Consider the following 21604-nt stretch of genomic DNA (forward strand, 5'->3'; position numbering starts at 1 on the left):
CGATCCCCTAGCGCCGCGCCTGCGGCCGTGCGCCCCCTTGCGCCTTGATCGCGCGCAGCACCTTCTCGGGCGTGATCGGCAGATCGTTGATGCGCACGCCGACCGCATTGAAGATCGCATTGGCGACCGCCGGCAGCACCGGGTTGGCGCACATCTCGCCGGGTCCCTTGGCTCCGAACGGGCCATCGGGAGCGGGACGCTCCAGCACCGCGATGTCGTGCGGGCAGATGTCACCGGGGCCGGGCATCAGATATTCGACGAAGTCGCGAGGCCCGTGAGCTGGATCGGGGTAGTAGGGTTCGGGCGTCTCGTAGAGCGCGTGACTGACGCCCATCCAGGCGCCGCCGACGAGCTGCTGCTCGACCAGGCGGGGGTTGAGCGCGCGGCCGAGTTCGTAGGCGGAATCCATGCGGACCATCGCGACCTCGCCGGTCTCGTCGTCGACCTCGACCTCGGCAACGAGGCAGGCATGGGCGTAGCAGGTCGCCGGCGACATCTCGCCGGTTTCGGGGTCGACGTCGGACAGCGGCACGAGGAAGATACCGCGGCCGGAGATGGTCTTGCCCTGCTTGAACTGCGCCGCGATTGCGACATCCTTCGTCGAGATCGAGCGATGCGGCGCGCCCTTGACATGGATGTTGCCGCGGCCGTCGGTTTCGAGATCGGCGGCGTTGACCTCGAGCTCCTCGGCCGCCGCTTCCATCATCACGCCCCGCGCCTCGCGAGCGGCGGCCATGACGGCATTGCCGACACGATGGGTGCCGCGCGAGGCGAACGAGCCCATGCAATGCGGGCCGGTGTCGGAATCCGCCGTGTCGACATAGACGTCCTCGACGGGCACGCCGAGCGTCTCGGCGCAGATCTGCCGCGTCACCGATTTCATGCCCTGACCGAGGTCGATCGACGACAAAGCCACCGTGAACTTGCCGCTCGGATTGGAATGCACCAGCGCCTGGCTCGGATCGCCGCCGAGGTTCATGCCGATGGGATAGTTGATCGACGCCATGCCGCGTCCGCGATGCCGGGTCATCTAGCGCCTCCTGGTCCCGAATACGGAGGAGAAGCGGGTCGCGCCATGCGATGGCGTGGCCGGCCGCGGCGAGGGCGGCGGCGGAGTCGGCGGTGGCGGCTCGCGCGGCGGTTCGCGGGTGACGGTGGGCGGGAGCCGATCGTAGCTGGTGCGCTGCTGTGCCGGAGCCGTCGACCTCGGACGCGCATCCGCCGGCGTTGGCGGGATCACGGCGCGGCTGCCGCCGCCATCCTTGCGCGAGGAGGCGCGCCTGAACTCGTCGCGGATCGGCCATTTGGCCTTCTCCGCGGCGACCTGCACGCATTCGATCAGCGCCGTGTTCTTGGCCTCGCGCCGGTGCGCCTTCATGTCGCCGTCGCGATAGGCGTTGAGGATGCGGAACTCCATCGGGTCCATGCCGACGAGGTTTGCCAGCTTGTCCATCTGGCATTCGATCGCAAAGTCCATCGCGGTGACGCCGAAGCCGCGCATGGCGGTGGCCGGCGTGCGGTTGGTGAAGACGCAATAGACGTCGCCATGGACGTTCGGGATGGTGTAGGGGCCCGGCAGGTGGGCGGCGCACTTGACGGCAGCGTAGCTCGACAACCGCGTATAGGCGCCGCTGTCGAAATAGGCGCGGATCTTGCGCGCGACGATGCGGCCGTCCCGCATCACACCGTCCTTGATGTAGATGCGCTCGGCGCCGCGCGGCGGGCCATATTGCATCTCCTCCTCGCGGCCGAACACGTAGCGGACGGGGCGCCCGGTCAGCATGGCGCCGAGGATCGCGAGCGGTTCGGTCAGCGTATCCACCTTGCCGCCAAACCCGCCGCCCACCGTGCCGCCGATGAAGTGGAAGGTGTTGGAGGGCACGTCCAAAATCTTGGCGCAGGTGTCGACCGAGAAGAACAGCGCCTGCGTCGAGGTGTAAACCACGTAGCGGCCGTTGGTGTCGGGCGCGGCGATCGCGCCGTTGGTCTCGGTCGGTGCGTGCTCGATCGGCGACATCTGGTAGCGCTGCTCGAGCACGTGGTCGGCGGTTGCAAGCGCCGCGTCGGCGTCGCCAAAGCGCAGGCGCTGGTGGTCGTAGACGTCATGATAGATGAATGCGTTCTTCGGATAGGTCTCGTTGACCACCGGCGCGCCCGGCTTGAGCGCATCCTCGACGTCGAACACGGTCGGCAGCGGCTCGTAGTCGATCCGGACCTTTGCGGTGGCCTCGAACGCCTCGCGCTCGCTGTCGGCGACGATGGCGAGGATCGGTTCGCCCTTGTAGCGCACCTTGTCGACCGCAAGCGACGGCTCGTCGTCCCTGCCGAAGTTGATGAGGCTGAGCAGCGTGTTGAGATTGCGTGGCACGTCGGCGCCGCGGATGATGCGCCGTACGCCCGCCGAGCGTTCCGCTTCCGTGGTGTCGATGCGACGCAGTCTCGCATGCGCATGAGTCGAACGCACGACCTTCAGATGCAGCATGCCTTGCAGCTTGTGGTCGCCAAAATAGCTGGACGTGCCCGTGACATGGCCGAGCATGTCCTGGCGCTGGGTGCCCTTGCCGATTTCGTTCAGGTTGTCGTCGCGCTCGTCGGCGAAGATGTCTTTGCGCAGTTCCAGCATGGTCGCGTCCCTCTAGGCGCTGACCCGGCCGCCGGCGGCGGCGAGGATGGCGTTGATGATCGGCTCGTAGCCGGTGCAGCGGCAGATGTTGCCGGAGATCGCCTCGACGACCTCGTCGCGGCTCGGCGAAGGGTTGCGGTCGAGCAGGGCTTTTGCCGCCATCAGCATGCCCGGTGTGCAATAGCCGCACTGAGCGGCAAAATTGTCCGCGAAGGCGCGCTGGAGCGGATGCAGGTTCGGGCCCTGTTTCATACCATCGAGCGTCTCGACCGAGCGACCCGAGACCGTCTCGGCGAGTGTCAGGCAGGAGAGGTGAAGTTCACCGTCGATCAGCACGCTGCAAGTGCCGCAGCCGCCCTGGCCGCAGCCGAATTTCGGGGTCATGTCGCCTATCAATTCGCGCAGCGCCACCAGGAGATTGGTGCCGCCATCGACGAAGATTGCGACGTCGCGGCCGTTGTGACGAAATTGCAGGGGTATCTTGGACATGGCGATCTATTCCTGTCCCGACAGCAAACGACGCAGATGCACGCCGACGATCTCGCGGCGATACCAGGCGCTGCCGAGCGCGTCGTCGGATGGCGATGTTCCTTCGTTCGCTGCCGATGCGGCAGCCGCGATGGTCGCGGCATCCAGCGAACGGCCCTCGAGCGCGCGTTCGGCGGCGCGAGCGCGGATCTGCGTCGGGGCCATCGATCCCAGCGCGATCCGGGCGCCGGCAATCCGGCCGCCGCTGATCGGCAGATGCGCGGCAAGGGTTATGACCGAGCCGCCCTTGGGCTTGATGCGGGCGATCTTGCGATAGCGAAAGGCGTCCGTGCTCCCCGGCCGAGTGCAGGAGACCGATAGCACCAGTGTCCCGGCCTGCCGATCGCGCGCCTGCAAGAACTCTTCAATCGGGATGTCGCGGGTGCCGAATCCGCCTTGCACCGTGACGGTGGCGTCGAGTGCCAGCAGCGCGACGGTGAAATCGCCGTAAGGGTTGGGCGCGAAGAGATTGCCGCCGACCGTGCCCATGTTGCGCACGGCAGGACCTCCGATCGAGCGAGCGGGCGCGTGCAGAAAGGCGAGGTCGCGTTCGGCGAGAATGCGCGCGAAGGTGACGCCGGCCCCCAGCATCATGCGCGGGCCGGACGCATCGATACGGGTGAGCGCGGGATCGCTGGCGCGAACGACGGTCGAGATTGAGACGTCGCCCTCGTTCAGCGCCCGCATCACCAGCGTGCCGCCGCCGAGATAGCGGGCGCTGCGATCGGAGGATATTGCCCCGGCCGCTTCGCTGACGCCGGCAAAGGTCTTTACGGTCACAGCCATGGCTAGGCGGCCTCCTTCAGATGGCGGCGGATCGCCTCGAATCCCGCCTGGTAGATGTCTTCCGCCACCATGTGGGTGATGCGATCCCTGTCATCGGGCTTCGTGGTGAAGCGCGATTCCCAATGCCAGAAGGTGCGGTCACCATCGGTGACCGGCAGCAGGCGGACATGGGCGACGTAGTTGAACATCGGGATCGGCGTATCGAGCAGACAATAGCTGAAGGTCTGTTCGAGGTCGGACAGCGCCAGCAACTGTTCGCGCAGCTCCGAGCCGTCCTTGAGCTTGAACCGCCTGACACAGCCGATCTTGTCGGCCGACTGCGCGCGTTCGATGGTGGAGGTCGCGACCGCAGGATGCCAGCGATCGTGCCCGTTGAAATCGCGCAGCACGCTCCACACCGCCTCTGTCGGCGCGTTCAGGATCGTGCTCTTGACGACGTGGGGCACGGCTAACCTCCGAACACGCGTTTCAGGGCGTCGAAGCCGCCCTGAAACACGCCGCCGCCGATGTTGCTGACGAGCTCCGTCTCGCGTTCCGGCGCGCAGTCGAATTCCGCGGTCCATTCCATGAAGGTCTGGTCGCCGTCGGTGATGGGCGTCAGCCTCAGCGTCGCAACGTAGTTCTCGACGCCCATCGGGGATTCCAGGATCGAATAGGTGCAGAACATGTCGTAGTCGGAGAGTCCCAAAAGCTTCTCGCGGATGCGGTCGCCGTTGCGCAGGCGGAAATCCCGGACGCAGCCGATCTTGTCGGAAGGCTCGCCACCCTCGATCCGGCTTTCGGCGATGGCCGGGTGCCAGTTCGGCAGGCCGTTGAAATCGCGCACCCGTGCCCAGACGCGGTCGTTGCGGGCGTTGACGACAGTGGAGACGTAGACGCGGGCCATGGCGCGACCTCAGCTCTTCTTCCTTGGACCGCGCTCGGCCGGAGGCTCGCCCGCCTCGGCCGCAGGCGGAGAGGCAGCCGGCTTGTCGCCGCCGCCACCACCCTTGCGCGCGGCCTCCTTGATGCCCTGCATGTCACGGGCCTCGCGGATCAGGCCCGGCATTTTCGAGAGACTGCCGCCCTCGACGCCGATGTCGGACAGGATGGAGTCGATCAGCGGTGCCTGAACCCGGTAGCGCAGGGCGGAGTCGATCACCTCGTCGGTGGCGCTGCGGCCGCCATTGCCATTTCCGTGACCGCTGCCGTTGAGCCCGTCGACCTGGAGGATGCGGATGCCCTCGATCTTCTCCATCGGCTTGACGCTCTCGCGCACGATGCCCTCGATGCGGTCGAGCAGCTTGCGCCGGAACAGCGAGTATCGCGCCTGGTCGGTGAGCACGTTCTCGGCTTCGTTGAGCATCCGCTGCGCCTCGGCCTCGACCGCCGCGCGCACGCGCTCGGCTTCGGCCGCGATGCGCGTCTCCTCGGCCTGCTTCTCGGCGAGCAGGATTTCGACGGTCTTGCGCCGCTTGGCGATCTCGCTCTCCCGCGCCGTGACGACGCGCTCGGTAGCTTCCGTCGCGCGCATGCGCGCTTCCTCGGCCGACGCCTTGGCCGCGGATTCCTCCAGGGACTTCAGATGGATCGCAATCGCCTTCTCCATCAGGACGGTCTCGACCTCCTTCTCGCGATTGACCTCGAGCTTGCGCAGCTCGCGCTCGCGGCCGATGCGGGCTTCGTCGAGACCGCGGTCGGAGGCGATGCGGGCACGCTCGACCTCCTCGCGCGCGCCGATTTCGGCTTCCTGCAGCGACTGGACGCGGGCGACCTCGAGCTGCTCGATGGCGCGCCGCCGCTCGATGCGCGCCGCCTCCAGCGCCTGCTCGCGGGAGACATCGGTGGTCTCGACCTCCTTGCGGGCGACGATCTCGGCCTGCTTGACCTGGCGGTCGGCATCGATCCGTTCCGAGCGCTTGGTCGAGAGGGCGATGACGCGCTCCTCGTCGGCGATCTCGATCGCCTTCTTCTGCTCGATGTTGAGCACCTCGCGCTGCTTGGAGGAATTGATGCGCTCGGCCTCCAGCGCCAGATCGACCGTGATGCGCTGGCGCTCGATGGCGTCGCGCCGCTTCAGTTCGGCGGCTTCGAGGACACCGGTCCGCTCGATTTCGAGTGCGCGGGTTTCGCGTTCGGCCTGGATGCGCTCGGCGGCAACCGCCTTTTCCTGGGCGATGCGCGCCGCCTCGATCGCCTCGCGGGAGGCGATGTCGGCTTCCTCGACGGCGCGGTTGCGGGCGATCTCCAGCGAGCGCACGCGCTCCTCCTGCGCGATGCGCGAGGCTTCCGTGGTCTCGCGCGCGGCGATGCCTGCAACATCGAGGGCCTGGTTGCGCTCGATCTCCAGCTTGCGCGTGTTCTGCTCGGCGGCGATGCGCTCGGCAGCAAGCGTCCGCTCGCGGGCGATGCGGGCGGCTTCAACCGCGCGCTGCGCGTCGATCTCGGCCTCCTGGATGGTCCGCACCTGCTGGATCTCCAGCGCGCGGGTGCGCTCGTCGGAGGAGATGCGCTCGACATTGACGGTCATCGTCTGGGCAATGCGGGCCTTTTCGGTGGCCTCGCGCGCGGCGATCTCTGCTTCCTCGACGGCGCGGGTGCGCTCGATCTCGCGGCGCCTCGTTTCCTCCTCGTTGGCGATCCGCGCATCGGTGACGACGCGGTCCTGCTGAATCCGCGCCTTCTCGATGGCTTCGCGGGCCGCAATCTCGGCTTCCTCGACCGTGCGCATCCGCTCGATCTCGCGCTGGCGCACCTCGCGCTCGGAGGCAATGCGGGTGGTGTCGATCGAGCGCTGGTTGGCGATCCTGGTCTTCTCGATCTCCTCGCGCGCCAGCAGCTCCTTCTCCTCGATGGTGCGGGTCCGCTCGATCTCCCTCTGGCGGGTTTCGCGCTCGGAGGCGATGCGGGCCTCCGCGATCGCCTGGTCGTTGGCGATTCGGGCGCGCTCGATGGCTTCGCGGGCCGAGATCTGCGCTTGTTCGGCTTCGGTCTCGCGCAGCGCCCGTTCGCGGGCGACTTCGGTGCGCTGGAGCGCGCGGCGCATCTCGATGTCGCGCTCCTGCTCCAGGCGAGCGGTCTCGCTCTCGCGCTCGATCTCCAGCGCCTGCCGCTCGGCCTCCAGGTTGCGGGTGCGGATCTTGATCATCGAGTCCTGCTCGATGTCGTTGCGCAGCTTGCGCTTGGCCTCGATGTCCTGCATCAGCTGGGTCAGGCCTTCGGCATCGAAGCGGTTCGAGGGGTTGAAGAATTCCAGGTCGGTCTGGTCGAGATCGGTGATGGCGACCGATTCCAGTTCGAGGCCGTTCTGGGCGAGGGCTTCCGCCGCTTCGGTCTTGACGCGCGCGACATAGTCGCCGCGCCGTTCGTGCATCTCCTCCATGGTCATCTCGGAGGCGACCGAGCGGATCGCGGAGATGAATTTTCCGGCGAGCAGCGCATGCAGTTGCTCCGGCGCCATGGTGCGGCGGCCGAGCGTCGCCGCGGCGATCGAGACCGCTTCGCGGGTCGCCTGCACCCGGACATAGAAGTCGGCCTCAATGTCGACCCGCATGCGGTCGCGGGTGATGACGGCATCCTGTTTGGAGCGGACGACACCCATCGGCAGCACGTTCATGTTGACCGGCGTGTAGTCGTGGATGAATGGCAGCACGAAGGCGCCGCCATTGATCACCACGCGTTCGCCGAGGAAACCCGTCCGGACGAACGAGGTCTCCTTGGAGGAGCGATGGTAGAGCCAGTTCACGATATAGACGCCAACCACGATCACGATGATCGCGACGATCAGCCAGAGGATCAATTCACCGACCAGCATCCCTGACATCTTTCCCTCCCTCGAACCTTCCGGCGTTACCGCGCGCCGATCGCCTTGAACTGACGTACCTGCTCCGTCAGCGCCCGCTCGACCGGCAGTCGCTCCATCGAGGAGGCGCCGTAGAAGCCATGGCAATGGCGGGTGTTCTTCATGATGAAATCGGCGTCGGCGGGATCCGCGATCGGACCGCCATGCGCCAGCACCAGGATGTCCGGATTGACGCTGAGCGCTGCCGAAGCCCAGGTGTCGATACGCGCGGGGCAGTCCCCGAGCTTTGGCGCGGTGTGCGCACCGATCGTGCCGCCGGTCGTCAGGCCCATGTGACAAACGATGATGTCGGCGCCCGCGATCGCCATTGCGGTCGCCTCTTTCTCGCTGAACACGTAGGGCGTGGTCAGCATGTCCTTGTCGTGTGCCTTCGCGATCATGTCGATCTCGAGCGCATAGGACATGCCGGTCTCTTCGAGATTGGCCCGGAAGGTGCCGTCGATCAGGCCGACCGTCGGAAAGTTCTGGACCCCTGCGAAACCGAGCGCCTTCAACTGGTCGAGGAAGACGTCCATGTCGCGAAACGGGTCGGTGCCGTTGACGCCCGCAAGCACCGGGGTCTGGCCGACCACGGGGAGCACCTCGCAGGCCATCTCCAGCACGATGGCATTGGCGTCGCCGTAGGCCATCAGGCCGGCGAGCGAGCCCCGGCCAGCCATGCGATAGCGGCCGGAATTGTAGATGACGATGAGATCGACACCGCCGGCTTCCTCGCATTTGGCCGACAGCCCGGTGCCAGCACCTCCACCAACGATCGGCACGCCGCGCCTCGCCATGTCGCGAAACTTCTTCAGGAGGGTTGCGCGTTCAAATCTGGCCATCGGTCACCTCGCTAGTCTCCGCCGCGCGCCGGCGCGGCCGAACAGGGTTCGGAACGCGCCGACGATGGCGGCGGCGAAGTCGGGATCGTTGATGTTCTTGGGGACGCGAACGATCTGACGGTTGCCGGTCTGCCGCACGTTGCGCTCCAGCGCACGGAACAGGGCAGCGTCGGATTCCGGGTCCCAGAACGGCTGGCCTCGCGCATCGAGCGCGGAGACGCCGCCCTCCGGCAGGAAGAAGCGCACGGGGCCGTCCATCTGGTTGAGCCGCTCGGCGATCCAGCGGCCCATGCGCTCGTTCTCCTCGGCGGTCGTCCGCATCAACGTCACTTGCGGATTATGGACGTGAAACTTGCGGCCGCGGTAGCGTTCGGGAATGGTGTCCGGCGCACCGAAATTGACCATGTCGAGGGCGCCAACCGAGCCGACATAGGGCAGGCGGCTGCGGATAATCGCGCCAAGACGATCTTCCGTCGCCGGAAACACGCCCCCCATCAGCAGGTCGCAGATCTCGGTGGTGGTAAGGTCGATCACGCCGGCGAGCTGACCGGACTCGACGAGCTTCTCCATGGAACGGCCACCGACGCCGGTGGCGTGAAACACGAGACATTCGAAATCATCGCGCAGCTCCGCCGCGATCTTCTGAACGGCCGGTGTGGTGACGCCGAACATGGTAATGCCGACCGAGGGCAGGCCGCGGGGCTCGCGCGCCGTTGCGGCGCGCGCCTCGAGCCGCGCCTTCACCATGCCGGCAAGCGCATTGGCACCGTTGGCCAACACCGCCCGCGAAATCGAGTTCAGCCCCTGCACGTCGGTGACCGAGTGCATCATGGTGATGTCGGCTGGTCCGACATAGGGCCCGACATCGCCGGAGGCGACGGAGGAGACGATCAGCTTGGGCACGCCGACGGGAAGGGTGCGCATGGCCGGCGCCACCAGCGACGCCGCGCCCGAGCCGCCGGCCGAGATCACGCCGGCGACATTGCCCTGGCGCCGCAGCCAGCTGGCGAATGCATCGGCCATCGCCGTCACGGCGGCGCCGCGATCCGGGCCGAACACAGCGGAGCCGCCGCGGCCGTGGTTCAGAGCGATCTCCTGCGCGGAGACGTCGCACGACGAATGCTTGCCGCTGGTCGAAACATCGACCAGCCGCGCGCGCAGTCCGCTTTCCGCGATGATGTCGCGGATGTAGCGCAGCTCGGGGCCCTTGGTGTCGAGCGTGCCGACGACCAGCACGACAGGCGGGCCCGAGGCCTGGGCCGCTGAAGGTTCACGCTGGCGGCGCACCGCCTCGTCGAGCCGCGTCACCTGCGTCGAGACCGTGCGGGCGGCGGCCTCGATGCGGGCGATCGGCACGGGTTGGGACCATCGCGTCGGAAGCGTCGGGTTGGAGATGTAGATGCGGAGCGGCCCGTCGCGGCGTGGCGCAGGCGCCGGCTTTACTTCACGGCCGGACGGGGCGATGTCGACATCGGGCTCGAGCTCGGCGTGAAGCCCGACGCCGAGCAGGCGCTGCTGAAGTTCGCGGTCCGCGGCAAGGCGCGCGGAGTCGATGATGCGGTTGATGCGGCCATTGACCATGATCGCGACGTTGCGCGAGACCGCGGTGGCAACGCCGATGTTCTGCTCGATCACGAGCACCGACATGTCGCCGTCCTCGCCCAAGCGCAGCAGCATCTCCTCGACTTGAGTCACGATGACGGGCGCGAGGCCCTCGGTCGGCTCGTCCATGATCAGCAAATGAGGATTGGTGAGCAGCGCGCGCGAGATCGCCAGCATCTGCTGTTCGCCGCCGGAGAGCTGACCGCCGCCATGATCCTTGCGCTCGGCCAGACGCGGGAAGGTGTCGTAGATGCGCTCGACGGTCCAGGCGCCGGCGCGCATGCCTCCGGCGAGCCGCAGATGCTCGTCGACGCTAAGCGAGCGCCAGAGGCGGCGGCCCTGCGGCACATAGCCGACGCCGAGCCGGGCGATTTGCGCCGGCGGCCGCCGTGTGACGTCCTCGCCCCGCACGCGGATCGACCCACCGCTCACGGGCACCAGCCCCATGATCGCCTTGCACAGGGTGGTCTTGCCCATGCCGTTGCGGCCGACGACGGAGAACACGCCGCTCTCCAGCGTGAGGTCGACCCCTTGCAGCGCGTGCGAGTGGCCGTAGTAGACGTCGAGGCCGCGGACCTCGAGTGCGGCACTGCTGCGGCGGGCCTCATTCATGGCCGCCTCCGAGATAGAGCTCCTGCACTTGGGGATCCGACTGGATCTCCTCCGGCAGGCCCTCCTTGAAGATGCGGCCGTTGTGCATCATCGTGACGCTCTCGACGACGCGCAAGGCGACGTCCATGTCGTGCTCGATGATGATGTAGCCGATGTGCGCCGGCAGCGAGGTCAGGATTTCGATCAGCTCGGCCCGCTCGGTCGGCGACAGGCCAGCAGCAGGCTCATCGAACAGGACGAAGCGCGGGGCGCCGGCGAGCGCGAGCGCGATCTCGAGCTGACGCTGCTGGCCGTGCGCGAGCTCGGCCACGCGCTGGTCCTTCACCGCGGAGAGATGCACGGCCTGCACGAGATTGTCCGCCGCATGCATCAGGGCATCGTTCTGTCCCGGACGCAGGAAGGAGAAGCGCCCGCGCGAGACGCCGCGGCAGGCGAGATAGACATTGTCCTGGACGGTGAGGCCGGGGAACAGCGCCGAGATCTGATAGGTCCGGCGCAGCCCGCGGCGGATGCGTTCATAGGGCGGGAAGTGCGTGACGTCCTCGCCGAAGAAGCGGATGGTGCCGGAGGAGGGCGGGAAATCGCCGGTGATGCAGTTGAACAACGTGGTCTTGCCGGCGCCGTTCGAGCCGAGCACGGCGCGCCGCTCGCCCGGACGCACGGTGATGGTGACGTCGGTCAGCGCCGCCAGGGCGCCGAAAAACCGTGTCACCCCGCGCAGCTCGAGAGCGGCACCGGCGCCAACGGCGGAAAGGCGTTGAGCGACGCTATCCATGGCCGCTTCCTCCGCCCGGGCGGTCCGTTCGTGGACGCTGGCTCTGACGCCAACGCTGCCATAGGCCGATGACGCCATCCGACGACCAGAACACGATGGCGAGGAAGCCGAGCCCGATCAGCAGGCGGAATCGGTTGCCGTCGAGCCCAAGCCGGACCAGGAAGTCGAGCGCGAAGGTGCGGAGCAGCACGAAGATCAGCGCGCCGATGAAGGGGCCGATCGGGCGCGTGATGCCCCCGACGACCGCGATGATCAGTACGTCGATGCAGGCGCCGACGCTGACCGAGCCCGGCGAGATCTGGCGATAGTTCCAGACCTGGAGGACGCCGGCGAGCGCGGCTACGAGGGACGCGAAAGCATAGGCCGCGACGCGGTGGGCATTGACGTTGAAGCCGAGCGCGGCCATGCGCCGCGGATTGTCGCGTACGCCCTGAAGGGCAAGGCCGAAGGGCGCGCGCGAGAGATACTCGACCGCGAAATAGCAGAGCGCCGCGACCGCGAGCACGATATAGTAGAAGGGAATGTCTGCGCGCCAGTTGACGCCCCAGAAGTGCGGCGTCGCCACGGTGTTGATGCCCGTGTGGCCGTTGAAGATCGCCCAGTTCTGATTGGTGAAATAGTAAAAGGCCGCGCCGATCGCGAGCGTGATCATGATGGTGTAGATGCCTTCGGTGCGCACCGCGAGCGCGCCGCCGAGGGTGCCGAAGGCGGTCGCCAGCGCCAGCGCCATCGGCACCGCGAGCCACCAGGGCCAGCCCAGGCTGATATTGGCGTTGCCGCTGACGCCGAACACGGCGACCATATAGGCCGAGAAGCCGGCGATGGTGAGCTGCATCAGGCTGACCATGCCGCCATAGCCGGCGAGGAACATCAGGCTCAGCGCCATGGTGCCGAGGATCAAGGTGGAAGCGAAGATCTCGATCAGGAAGAATCCGTTGGCGATCAGCGGCATGATCAGGAGAATGACCGCGACGATCCAGGCGGCGGGATTGTTGACCTCCGGCCATGTCCGCGTCGGGCGTTGCGCCGCGGCGGCGGGGCGAACGGCAACGTGAGCATCGTGAGCGAGCGACATCTCAGCGCCCCGCCAATAGGCCTTGGGGCCGGATGGCCAGCACCAGCACCATGATCAGGAAGGTCACGACGATGGCATAGGTCGGGATGTAGACCGAGCCGAGCTGCTCGGCGAGGCCGATGATGAGCGCGCCGAGCGCGGCGCCGGGGATCGAGCCCATGCCGCCGACGATCACGACCACGAGCGAGGCGAGCAGGAAGCGGATGTCTTCGCCCGGCGACAATGACTGGAAGGTGCCGCCGACGACGCCGGCGATGCCGGCAAGTCCCGCGCCGAAGGCGAACACCAGCACGAAGACGAGCTGGATGCGCACGCCGGTCGCAGCCAGGATATCGCGATCGTCGACGCCGGCGCGGATGATCATGCCGATCCGGGTGCGGTTGAGCGCGAGCCACATCGCCACGCCAATGACCACGGACGCTGCGAAGATCACGAGCCGCACCGAGGGATATCTGAGATAGACCGGCTCGCCGGAGGATTTGATCGCGGTGATCAGTGGCAGCTCCACCGGCCCGATCAGCCAGTTCGGGGTCTGGATCTGGTAGAAGTCGCCGCCGCAGGCCCACAGCATGAGGTCGGCGAACACGATCGAAAGCCCGATCGTCACCATGGTCTGCCTGAGATCCTGTCCCTCCATTCGGCGGAACACGATGACCTGAAGCAGGACGCCGACGAGGGCGGTCAGGATGAAGGCGGCGATGAAGCTGAGGACCCAGGACCCGGTCGAGGTGCTGATGGCATAGCCGACATAGCCACCGAACAGATAGAGCGAGCCGTGGGCGAGGTTGACGTTGCGCATCAGGCCGAAGATCAGCGTGAAGCCGCTGGCGACGAGGAAGTAGAGGCCCCCGAGCGTGATGCCGTTGAAGACGGCGTTGAGGAAGACGCGCTTGCGGCCGACGGCCTGTTCGAGACCCGGCGGCCAGATGGCGAAGACCAGCCAGAGCATGACGGCAACGGCAATGATCGCGATCAATGCCCAGGCGGGATGGCGTTCGACAAAGCGGCTCATGTGCGCCGTCCGGTTTTCCGGGCCACAGGCCGAAGGTTCACTGAATGCAGGTCGAACAGCCTTGCAGCGGCTGCAGGCCTTGCCATGGACGTGTGCTCCCGTCGGTCGCGATCATCTCGGGATCGCGTTGCCTACATCCTACCCGGGCGGCGAGGGCGGCGTTTGATCGTGAGTATCTTTTCGTGGCCCGCGGTCAGGCGCGCAAAACCTTGGCTGCGCGACGATAATCGGTCGGGGCCATCCCCACATTGGCGGCGAAGAAGCGGGTGAATCCGCTCTGCGAGGAGAAGCCGAGATCGAAGCCGATGTCGGCGATCGGCGTTTCGCTCGCGACCAGCGCTTCGAGCGCCTGTTCCATGATCAGTGTATTGAGATAGAGGTTCGGCGTGAGGCCGGTCTGCACGCGGAACAATCGGTAGAAGTGGGGCCGCGACAGGCCGGATTCGCGGGCGATGGTGTCGAGCTCGATCTCGGCACCGGGGCTTTCCGACATCATCTTGATGCATTTGCGCACGCGAAAGTCTGTGACGGAGCCGCTTGCGCGCGGATCGCGCGCGATCTCGGCCTGCTGCCAGCTTTCGTCATAGCAGATGTCGATCAGCCTCCTCAGCTCGGAATCGAGACTGGAGAGCGATGGTGCGCCGCACACGAGCGCGGCGGTCCGCCTGATATGCTTGTCGAGTGCAGGAGTGCGCCTGAACTGGGTGCGGCCGAAGCGCAGCCGGTCGCTGCCCGAGGCATCGGGCGCAAACCATTCGGCGTTGACGTAGAGCACGAAAAAGATGGCGCCGCCATCGAGATCGGCCGGCAGGAAGTTGTGTGGCTCCCACGGATTGACGGCGACGACGGACGATTCGGTGAGATCATAATGCCCGTTGGAGACATCAATGCATGCGGGCATGCCGCCGACATGAAAGATCAGATGACCTTCACGATGGGCGTGGATATTGAAAGGGCGGTTCAACTGGTAAACCGTCGCCCGGCCGAAGCGGCCATGGAAGACGGCGAGCGCACGGCTCATGCCTTCCCCTCCCGAATGTTCTCTTTTCGGTCAGCGTTCAACAACGCCGACGAGATTGCAAGAGCGGAGAGCGACCGCGTCAGCAAGTCGCTCCCCGTCTACGTACTGCCGAGGTGATGCGTCAGTACTTCTTACATTCCGGAACGGTGCGGCTTGGCAGTCCGATCTTGGAGAAGACGGCCGGATCGTAGCCGAGCGTCTGGTTCACGTTCGGAATCACCTTCACGACCTTGCTGAACAGCGCGCCCTTGCCGTCGTCGACGACCTCGGTCACGAAGTTGGTGCCGATGGCCTGGCGGTTGGAGTCGAGCTTGATCTTGCCGTTTGGCGCATCGAGCTCGATCTTCGCCAGCGCTTCCTTGAACTTCGCCTGGTTGTTGGAGAGATCACCGTTGACCTGACGCAGCGCGAGGATCAGCGCCATGGTTGAATCATAATAGTTGGTCGCCAGCAGAGAGGGGCTCGGGAAGCGCTTGTTGGGCGGGAAGGCGTCCTGATAGGCCTTCACGAACTTCTGCCAGCCCGGATCGTCCCAGGTGTCGGCCTGGCCGCTCGCCGCAATGGTGCCGATGAGGGCGTTCTTCGCATTCCCTTTTGACGACAGGATGGTCTGGTCGATCATGATGGAACCGCCCATCAGATGCGCCTTGCCGCCGGCCTGCTGATATTGGTTGAGGAAGTTGACGGCATCCGCGCCGCCGAGCCCGAGATAGATGGCGTCGACGTCGTCGGGCAGGGCGGCGATGACGGAGGCGAAGTCCTTCGTTCCCAGCGGCACCCATTGTCGGTTGGTGACTTGCCCGCCCATTCCGCAGAACTCGAGCACCAGTCCGAACACCTGGGTGTAGATGAAGGAATAGTCTTCGCCGACGGTTGCGATCTTGCGGTACTTCTTGTCCTCATAGGCGTATTTGCCGAGGCCGACCTGCCACTGGGCGCCGTCCATATTGTAGCGGAAGAAGTTCGGGGCAGGGTCGACATAGGTCGTTTCCTGCGCGCCGGAGGCCGCATTGATGAAGGTCAGCTCGGGATGGGTCTTTGCAAAGTTCTTCACCGCGATGCCCTCGTCGCCAGAGAGCGGCGACAGCAGGATCTGGACCTTGTCCTGCTCGATCAGCTTGCGCACAGCGCGCACGGCTGAGTCCGGCGTTGCGTCGGTCGAGGCGACGATGAATTCGAGTTCCTTATCGCCGATCTTCTTGCCCAGCACATTGAGTGCCGTCTGATGGCCGCGCATCCCATCCTCGCCAAGCACGGTGTAAGTGCCTTCGAGTGTTGCGGTCACGCCCACCTTGATCTTTTCCTGGGCGATTGCTGCGCCTGAAAGAAACAGGCTGCTCAACGCGAGCAGTCCCATGCTGCATTTCGACATTTGCTCCTCCCCTGTGTCGTCGTTTTGTTGCCGCGCCGACCTGCGCGACGCCCGTGGCTCTCGAAGGCCGCGGCTTTAGAGGGAAGCTAGCCGAAGTCGAATGCGGTGCACGCATCGGTGTCTCGTTCGGTTTGACTGGCAGTCTCATTTTTGAATGTTGCGGCGCAAGTCGTTTCGCGGTGCAGCAGGGGCTCGCGCTGCAAGAAATCCTGCCGCAGCCGACCAGAACAATCGCATCCGCCGATGATCGTGATGCAGATCCGCGCACCTACGATTTCCGCGACGGGACCGCCGAGCGCAACGCGCCGCGGACCAAGTCCCGATCGACCCCTGACCAACCGCCTGTCGCGTGACGGCACGTTGGCAACCCTACGCCAAAATGGCGGGAAGGACCTGCGCCTGGTTATCTCCACGAGATCGAACGACGCCGCGACCACCCTGAAGATGAAAAACATCAGCGAGAACGGGTAACTGGCGCTGACTAGTGTACGCGGTGCGACTCGGTTCCCAGCATTCGAGCGGGGAAAACATCGAGCTGGCGTAGGCGAGCCTACGATCACGAGTAGCTCAATAAACGTCCTGACCCGAGAGTGTTACTACGGTCCGGATCATGATGCGAATGTCCAACCAAATGCTCCAATTGGTGACATACCAGACATCGTACTCGACGCGTTTCTTCATCAGCTCGATGGTCGGTGTCTCGCCGCGGAGACCGTTCACCTGAGCCCAGCCCGTAAGGCCGGGTTTGACGTGGCGACGACAGGCATAGTTGCCAATCATCTGATCGTAGTAGTTGTCATGCGCGAGAGCGTGCGGCCGCGGACCCACCAGCGACATTTCTCCGCGCAGCACGTTCCACAGCTGAGGCAATTCGTCGATGCTGGTCTTGCGCAAGATCCGCCCGACCGGGGTAACCCGCGCATCCTGTTTGCTGGCTTGCTTGATCTCGGAGCCATTCTCCGACACCGTCATGCTGCGGAACTTCCAGATATTAAATAGCTCGCCGTTGAAGCCCCGGCGTGTCTGACGGAAAATGATGCTGCCTGGCGAATCGAGCCTGACTAGGAGCGCCGTCATGGCGAGTAGAGGTGCGAGGCATAGAAGGCCGAGCGAGGCAAGACAGATATCGACGCTGCGCTTCAAGGCTCGTTCGCTGACCGAGAGAGGCGCTCTCTGGACTTCGATCACCACAGAGTCGCCTACGGGCGTGAACGGCCGCGATACCAGGTCGGCGATCTCAAGATCTGGCAGGAGGCGAACCGGATTTGGTACCTGGCGCAGAGATTGGCTGAGGCGCTGAAACAGCGCCAGATCGCGCCAATTGAAGGCCAGAAGGAATTCGTCGACGCCTGCTCCGCGCGAATTTCGAATGATGGTGGCCAGCTCGCGCTCCATTGCTGCGTCGTCGGACTTCAACGTAGCGTCCAGAACGAAGTGGCGTACCACCTGAAAACCGTTCCTACGCAAATCCTTGAAGCGGATTGAGGTAAAGTCGAGTGGCTCTCCGCTGATCAAAACGACCCTTCGTTTGACGGAGTGTCTTCGCGCGAAAGAAGAGATCAGAGCGAATCGCCAGATCACGCGATGCGCGCCGAGACCAGCAAGGCCGATTACTGCGAACAGAACGATGGTGATACGGGACAGCTCGGCGGTCGATCTCAGCAGGAAAGCAGAGAATACAAGAATCGCAAGCGAGAGAAGCCAGACGGATGAGGCCTTCCGCAACTGCCAGTTCGTATTGGCCAGGTTGTGGTTATCGTAGCATCCCCTGAAAAAGGCGATCGCGACGAATGTGGTCGCCACAAGCAAGGCGACGCCGACGGAAAGTTCCCGTTCGGCCAGTGTCGTCATGAACTTGCGGTGGACCAGGTTGGCGGCGACATAGCTGAGCAAAATGAGCAGGAAGTCGCCTGCCATAATGGCAAATTGAACCGGTCTCTGTAGTGAGACACCGCGTCGTACCAAAATCGAGGATGAGGACTTCGAACCGTAAGTGGTTAATGACATGAAATGCCTCATTCCAAAAGACGTCACGTGGCAATACTTTAGCTAAAGCAAGGGTGCGTTCAAAAAAGCCTAGATCGGGAGGTTACAGGTCCGATGATTTCGGTGTAGCGCCTCGCGACATTTCGAAGACGGCGATCGCAAATATAAACTGTGCCTAGTGTACCTATCGCGGCGCCAAGGTCCGCAGACACGGCGAGGGTCCGGCTGCAGTGCGCCGCGTGCTGGTGGCTGTAACAGGAAGCGGAGACTCCGCCAGGGGTGGGGGTGGATCTGCGACAAACTGCGCTGTGCTGCCCGAAAAGAAGTAGAGTGTTGACCAGTCTGGGGAGAGCTCGACCCAGTTGCTGCTGCCGGCTGCTCGATTATTGGCGCCGTTATGCGGCGAGTCCGAAGAACGCCACCAGTCGGCTCCAACGTTGGCAACCACTTTCATTTCGGGGTCGGTCGTCTTCATCTCTATCTGGACGTAGACAGAATCGACAGCTCCGGCGGCGAAGTCGCCGCGTCTCACGAGCCACATCAGGTCGTTGCGGCCGGGAGGGGGACTGTCAACAAGGGTAGTTCCATCCGTCTGAACTTTAATCTTCATCTCGACAGCAGCGTTCTTGGGAGCCATTACGTCAAAATGGGCCCCGACGATCTCGTTCTCTGCCTGATCTTGTACCAGGATCCATTCCTTCGTGCTGCGAAGGCGTACATATGTCTTTCCGTTGGCGACGAGGATCTTGCCGTCCTTGTTCGGTGTGGTCGCACCAAACTTTGGAAATATTGATGCCATTCCTGTGACGGCAGTGAAGTCGGCGGGAGGTTCGCCGTTTTCGGGCTTTGAGGCGCCGTTGCACCAGGAAGAGGTCTTGGGGACGCCCGCAGGATATGCCTGGCTGTAACCAATGCTGTTTTGCTCGATGACACTCGAGGCGAGACCCACGGAGGTGACGGCGTCCGGTCTCCCGCTGGCCGCATCGGCACTCTTCGGAGAGATGGCCAGAATTCCGATGAGACCGAGTGGCAGGAACCAGCCCGAGACAGATCGCTCGAGGACGTAAATCATACGCGCAATAGCAGCGGGCGGCGAGCAGAACGGGATCGAATGGGAGGTGCCAGACATAGACCGACCCATAACCAGTTAAACTTCTTTTCATATCGTAGGCACTGGAGGCGCTGCAGAGTTGACGAACGTCAAGAATGGGCATGCGATTTGGGGTGCCGATAGATCGGTGCACGCCTGGGGCCGTAATGCTTGTCACGCCCGGTCTATACGTTTGCGCCTCTGCAAGTTGCTCCAGCGGACCTTGGCCAGTGCTCCCATGGTCAGGGCGAAAGCCAAAAGGCAGTCGTTCGACAAGGCTTGGACTGCTGTGATTGGATAAGCAAGCATGGCGCGTGAACCGGAGTTGATCGACTGAGGCCAGATCTCTTCCGCGAGTGGAAATTCCGCGGTTCCGTTTGCCGTGGTGTGTTTCTGGTCTCCTGAGGTGGAGGCAGGTCCACCCGGTTCATTCGGGATGAAGTTCTCGCCGCTCCGCGTTGGCGTAGGAGGGCGTGTGGGCGGCATCTCCCTCACCAAGTCGCGCAGCGGCGGAGCCGGGTTCGCGCGAAGGTCCTCGGCGCTCATGGAATAGAATCCGATCGTCTTCCACTGGGTCGAAAGTTCGATCCAGTTACTGCCGCCAACGCCCGGATTATTGCTGTGATCGTCGAGATAGGGCGCTCGCGCGTCGCGCCACCAGTCGGCGCCGACCATGGCGACGAGACTTAGGTTCGGATCGGTAACCCTCATCTCCATCTGAACGTAGACGGCGTCCACAGTGCCGGCCGCGTAAGTTCCGCGCGCCTTATACCAAAAATGGTTATTGTAGCCAGCCGGAGGCACATCAAAGGCGATCGCCGCGCCGGCCAGAGGGGTGGCTTTCATGGGAATGGCAACATTGCCAGCGAAATCCGGGACGAAATGTCCCCCAGTCAACTGCGTTCCCGACTGGTCTTGAACCAACGTCCATTCGCCGGCTTGCTTGATGCGAACGTAGGTCTTGGCGTTGGCGACCTCGACTGCCGCGCCCGGACTTGAATACGACGGTGCCCCCACCTTCGCATAGACTTGTCCCCAGCCCTCAACAGCGGTGAAATCTTCGGGTGGCGACCACAGTCCGTCATCATTCCATCCGTGATACCAATTGTAGCTTGACGGTACGCCTGCCGGAAAGCCTTCGCTGTTTCCGGGAGTGTTTTGCTTGATGAGTTCGGAGAGTGAGAACTCCATCAATTATGCTTTCTTGCTCGCGCCGGACGAGCTGCGTTCCGGCCATTTCGGAGACGTAAACCGGCCCGCGTAAGAAAAGAACAGCGCCATCGAAGTGAAATTGTCGATGAGGTTTTCGGATAAAAAGTAGATGAGAAGCACTGTGTACATCGTCTTGGCAGCCCGATCCTTCAGTGAAAACACAATGCTGAAGACGAAGACGACGAAAACAATGCAATTCAGAAGTCCATACTCTGCCAAGACGCGCAGATAGTCATTGTGCGGCGGCAGCGGCAAGACGGTAAGGATGCCGGTCTGACTCGCACCATATCCGAACAATATTCCGCCGAGCCCCAGCGACGAGTATATCTGCCAGATGTTCGTCCAGTGGGTGATGCGGAAGAACGCGGACATGTCCGTCGATCCGGTCAAATCGATCAATTGCTTCGTTGTCATTCTGGCGACAGTGCTGGGGTCAAGGCTCCAGATGACTGAGATTGCGTTCAAACCGGTTATCAATCGATCGAGCGCGCCCACGGCGTAGGCGGCGACGCTGGCGCACGCCAACAGGATGATCACGACGAAGACTTGCGGTCGCAAGGGAAAAAAGGACCAGAGGCCAATCGAGATGATGGTCGCCAGGGCGGGCCCGACACGGTTCATGATCGCGGCGTTTACGAACTGGGCAATCAAGACCCTGTTTCCGAACCAGGGAGAAAGGGCAAACAGTAGGGCCGAGAAGTAAAGCGCTGCCGTATTTGTGTTCGGAAAGTAGGAGAACACGTCGGGATATTCGATGCCGGTGTAGACTTGAGTCTGGCCGATCGCCTTGAACAGGAGCGGCAGTGCCGCAAGCACGTAGATGCAACGCCTTTCGGCTGGCTGTATCTGCTCGGCCATGCCGCGGCCGGCGACGTAAAATGAGTAGATTGAGACGAGCTTCAGCCCATCGGACAGCTCAAAGGAGCCAAAGTTCACCAGGTAGCTGGCACCCGTGAAGACGCAGGCGAGCGCCAACAGGAGATTGTAGAAGTAGCTTCTCTCGTTCGCGATCAGCACGTGGCGCGCAGACCACAGGATCAGAAGCAGGCTCGTCGAATTGCTCAGGACGTTGAATATGGTCGATCCGGTGAAGTGATAGAGAAAGGTCAGGAGGTTCAGGAACACAAGGCCGAAGCAGGTCACCACGAAGAAGCGACCGTGCATGGTCATCGAACCGGAAGCGAGGTGCGGTGTACCCTCTCTTCCCAGAGCCAGATCGTTCACGGCAGGCGTACTCCGCGCTTCTGA

General features: G+C 64.0%; 19 protein-coding genes. 1 reads left to right on the forward strand and 18 read right to left on the reverse strand.

The genetic code is table 11. The annotated features are described in order from the left end of the window. Positions 1-7 precede the first annotated feature (7 nt). The 14 genes from FJV43_RS30955 to FJV43_RS31020 all read right to left on the reverse strand — a co-directional run bounded on the left by FJV43_RS30955 (position 8) and on the right by FJV43_RS31020 (position 16068). The gene (locus tag FJV43_RS30955; protein WP_239622803.1) at positions 8-1030 is read right to left on the reverse strand and encodes a molybdopterin cofactor-binding domain-containing protein; all 1023 of its coding nucleotides are present in this window, start codon (positions 1028-1030) and stop codon (positions 8-10) included. Further along, positions 1031-2623: a molybdopterin cofactor-binding domain-containing protein gene (locus tag FJV43_RS30960; RefSeq protein WP_239622804.1), complete on the reverse strand. Its 1593-nt coding sequence runs from the start codon at positions 2621-2623 to the stop codon at positions 1031-1033. A 12-nt stretch (positions 2624-2635) separates the two neighbouring features. After that, entirely contained in the window at positions 2636-3112 is a 477-nt protein-coding gene (locus FJV43_RS30965) for a (2Fe-2S)-binding protein (RefSeq protein WP_194388103.1), read from the reverse strand. A gap of 6 nt (positions 3113-3118) precedes the next feature. After that, positions 3119-3937: an FAD binding domain-containing protein gene (locus FJV43_RS30970; protein WP_239622805.1), complete on the reverse strand. Its 819-nt coding sequence runs from the start codon at positions 3935-3937 to the stop codon at positions 3119-3121. Positions 3938-3939: 2 nt separating this feature from the next. After that, the gene (locus FJV43_RS30975; protein ID WP_239622806.1) at positions 3940-4383 is read right to left on the reverse strand and encodes an SRPBCC family protein; all 444 of its coding nucleotides are present in this window, start codon (positions 4381-4383) and stop codon (positions 3940-3942) included. 2 nt (positions 4384-4385) lie between these two features. Continuing rightward, positions 4386-4823: an SRPBCC family protein gene (locus FJV43_RS30980; protein ID WP_239622808.1), complete on the reverse strand. Its 438-nt coding sequence runs from the start codon at positions 4821-4823 to the stop codon at positions 4386-4388. Between the two features lie 9 nt (positions 4824-4832). After that, positions 4833-7739, reverse strand: a complete 2907-nt coding sequence (locus tag FJV43_RS30985; RefSeq protein WP_239622809.1) for a flotillin family protein — start codon at positions 7737-7739, stop codon at positions 4833-4835. A gap of 26 nt (positions 7740-7765) precedes the next feature. Beyond that, positions 7766-8599, reverse strand: coding sequence for a phosphoenolpyruvate hydrolase family protein (locus FJV43_RS30990; RefSeq protein WP_239622810.1), 834 nt, complete (start codon positions 8597-8599; stop codon positions 7766-7768). A gap of 3 nt (positions 8600-8602) precedes the next feature. After that, positions 8603-10813, reverse strand: a complete 2211-nt coding sequence (locus FJV43_RS30995; protein WP_239622812.1) for an ABC transporter permease — start codon at positions 10811-10813, stop codon at positions 8603-8605. Next, positions 10806-11588, reverse strand: a complete 783-nt coding sequence (locus FJV43_RS31000; RefSeq protein WP_239622813.1) for an ABC transporter ATP-binding protein — start codon at positions 11586-11588, stop codon at positions 10806-10808. The genes FJV43_RS30995 and FJV43_RS31000 overlap by 8 nt, the downstream gene beginning before the upstream one ends. Further along, positions 11581-12663, reverse strand: coding sequence for a branched-chain amino acid ABC transporter permease (locus tag FJV43_RS31005; RefSeq protein WP_239622815.1), 1083 nt, complete (start codon positions 12661-12663; stop codon positions 11581-11583). Before FJV43_RS31005 ends, FJV43_RS31000 begins: the two co-directional genes overlap by 8 nt. Position 12664: 1 nt before the next feature. After that, the gene (locus tag FJV43_RS31010; RefSeq protein ID WP_239622817.1) at positions 12665-13675 is read right to left on the reverse strand and encodes a branched-chain amino acid ABC transporter permease; all 1011 of its coding nucleotides are present in this window, start codon (positions 13673-13675) and stop codon (positions 12665-12667) included. Between the two features lie 193 nt (positions 13676-13868). Continuing rightward, entirely contained in the window at positions 13869-14696 is an 828-nt protein-coding gene (locus FJV43_RS31015) for an AraC family transcriptional regulator (RefSeq protein ID WP_239622818.1), read from the reverse strand. A 121-nt stretch (positions 14697-14817) separates the two neighbouring features. Then, entirely contained in the window at positions 14818-16068 is a 1251-nt protein-coding gene (locus FJV43_RS31020; protein WP_239622819.1) for an ABC transporter substrate-binding protein, read from the reverse strand. A 53-nt stretch (positions 16069-16121) separates the two neighbouring features. Between FJV43_RS31020 and FJV43_RS31025 the strand changes: the two genes are divergently transcribed. Next, the gene (locus tag FJV43_RS31025) at positions 16122-16421 is read left to right on the forward strand and encodes a hypothetical protein (RefSeq protein ID WP_239622820.1); all 300 of its coding nucleotides are present in this window, start codon (positions 16122-16124) and stop codon (positions 16419-16421) included. 214 nt (positions 16422-16635) lie between these two features. On the opposite strand, the gene FJV43_RS31030 is transcribed toward FJV43_RS31025, so the two are convergent. The 4 genes from FJV43_RS31030 to FJV43_RS31045 all read right to left on the reverse strand — a co-directional run bounded on the left by FJV43_RS31030 (position 16636) and on the right by FJV43_RS31045 (position 21580). Next, complete coding sequence (locus tag FJV43_RS31030; protein WP_239622821.1) at positions 16636-18075, reverse strand: undecaprenyl-phosphate glucose phosphotransferase; 1440 nt, start codon at positions 18073-18075, stop codon at positions 16636-16638. A gap of 163 nt (positions 18076-18238) precedes the next feature. Then, positions 18239-19183: a hypothetical protein gene (locus FJV43_RS31035; RefSeq protein ID WP_239622822.1), complete on the reverse strand. Its 945-nt coding sequence runs from the start codon at positions 19181-19183 to the stop codon at positions 18239-18241. Between the two features lie 135 nt (positions 19184-19318). Then, positions 19319-20338: a hypothetical protein gene (locus tag FJV43_RS31040; protein WP_239622823.1), complete on the reverse strand. Its 1020-nt coding sequence runs from the start codon at positions 20336-20338 to the stop codon at positions 19319-19321. Continuing rightward, a complete protein-coding gene (locus tag FJV43_RS31045; protein ID WP_239622824.1) occupies positions 20339-21580 on the reverse strand; it encodes an O-antigen ligase family protein in 1242 nt (413 codons plus the stop codon). Between the last annotated feature and the right edge of the window lie 24 nt (positions 21581-21604).

The sequence above is a fragment of the Bradyrhizobium sp. I71 genome (genome assembly GCF_022354745.1).
GTDB classification, from domain to species: Bacteria; Pseudomonadota; Alphaproteobacteria; order Rhizobiales; family Xanthobacteraceae; genus Bradyrhizobium; species Bradyrhizobium liaoningense.

Coding starts and splice junctions, on each gene's coding strand:
- FJV43_RS30955 (WP_239622803.1), bottom strand. CDS start 1,030: ATGACCCGGCATCGCGGACGCGGCATGGCGTCGATCAACTATCCCATC.
- FJV43_RS30960 (WP_239622804.1), bottom strand. CDS start 2,623: ATGCTGGAACTGCGCAAAGACATCTTCGCCGACGAGCGCGACGACAAC.
- FJV43_RS30965 (WP_194388103.1), bottom strand. CDS start 3,112: ATGTCCAAGATACCCCTGCAATTTCGTCACAACGGCCGCGACGTCGCA.
- FJV43_RS30970 (WP_239622805.1), bottom strand. CDS start 3,937: ATGGCTGTGACCGTAAAGACCTTTGCCGGCGTCAGCGAAGCGGCCGGG.
- FJV43_RS30980 (WP_239622808.1), bottom strand. CDS start 4,823: ATGGCCCGCGTCTACGTCTCCACTGTCGTCAACGCCCGCAACGACCGC.
- FJV43_RS30985 (WP_239622809.1), bottom strand. CDS start 7,739: ATGTCAGGGATGCTGGTCGGTGAATTGATCCTCTGGCTGATCGTCGCG.
- FJV43_RS30990 (WP_239622810.1), bottom strand. CDS start 8,599: ATGGCCAGATTTGAACGCGCAACCCTCCTGAAGAAGTTTCGCGACATG.
- FJV43_RS30995 (WP_239622812.1), bottom strand. CDS start 10,813: ATGAATGAGGCCCGCCGCAGCAGTGCCGCACTCGAGGTCCGCGGCCTC.
- FJV43_RS31000 (WP_239622813.1), bottom strand. CDS start 11,588: ATGGATAGCGTCGCTCAACGCCTTTCCGCCGTTGGCGCCGGTGCCGCT.
- FJV43_RS31005 (WP_239622815.1), bottom strand. CDS start 12,663: ATGTCGCTCGCTCACGATGCTCACGTTGCCGTTCGCCCCGCCGCCGCG.
- FJV43_RS31010 (WP_239622817.1), bottom strand. CDS start 13,675: ATGAGCCGCTTTGTCGAACGCCATCCCGCCTGGGCATTGATCGCGATC.
- FJV43_RS31015 (WP_239622818.1), bottom strand. CDS start 14,696: ATGAGCCGTGCGCTCGCCGTCTTCCATGGCCGCTTCGGCCGGGCGACG.
- FJV43_RS31020 (WP_239622819.1), bottom strand. CDS start 16,068: ATGTCGAAATGCAGCATGGGACTGCTCGCGTTGAGCAGCCTGTTTCTT.
- FJV43_RS31030 (WP_239622821.1), bottom strand. CDS start 18,075: ATGTCATTAACCACTTACGGTTCGAAGTCCTCATCCTCGATTTTGGTA.
- FJV43_RS31035 (WP_239622822.1), bottom strand. CDS start 19,183: ATGTCTGGCACCTCCCATTCGATCCCGTTCTGCTCGCCGCCCGCTGCT.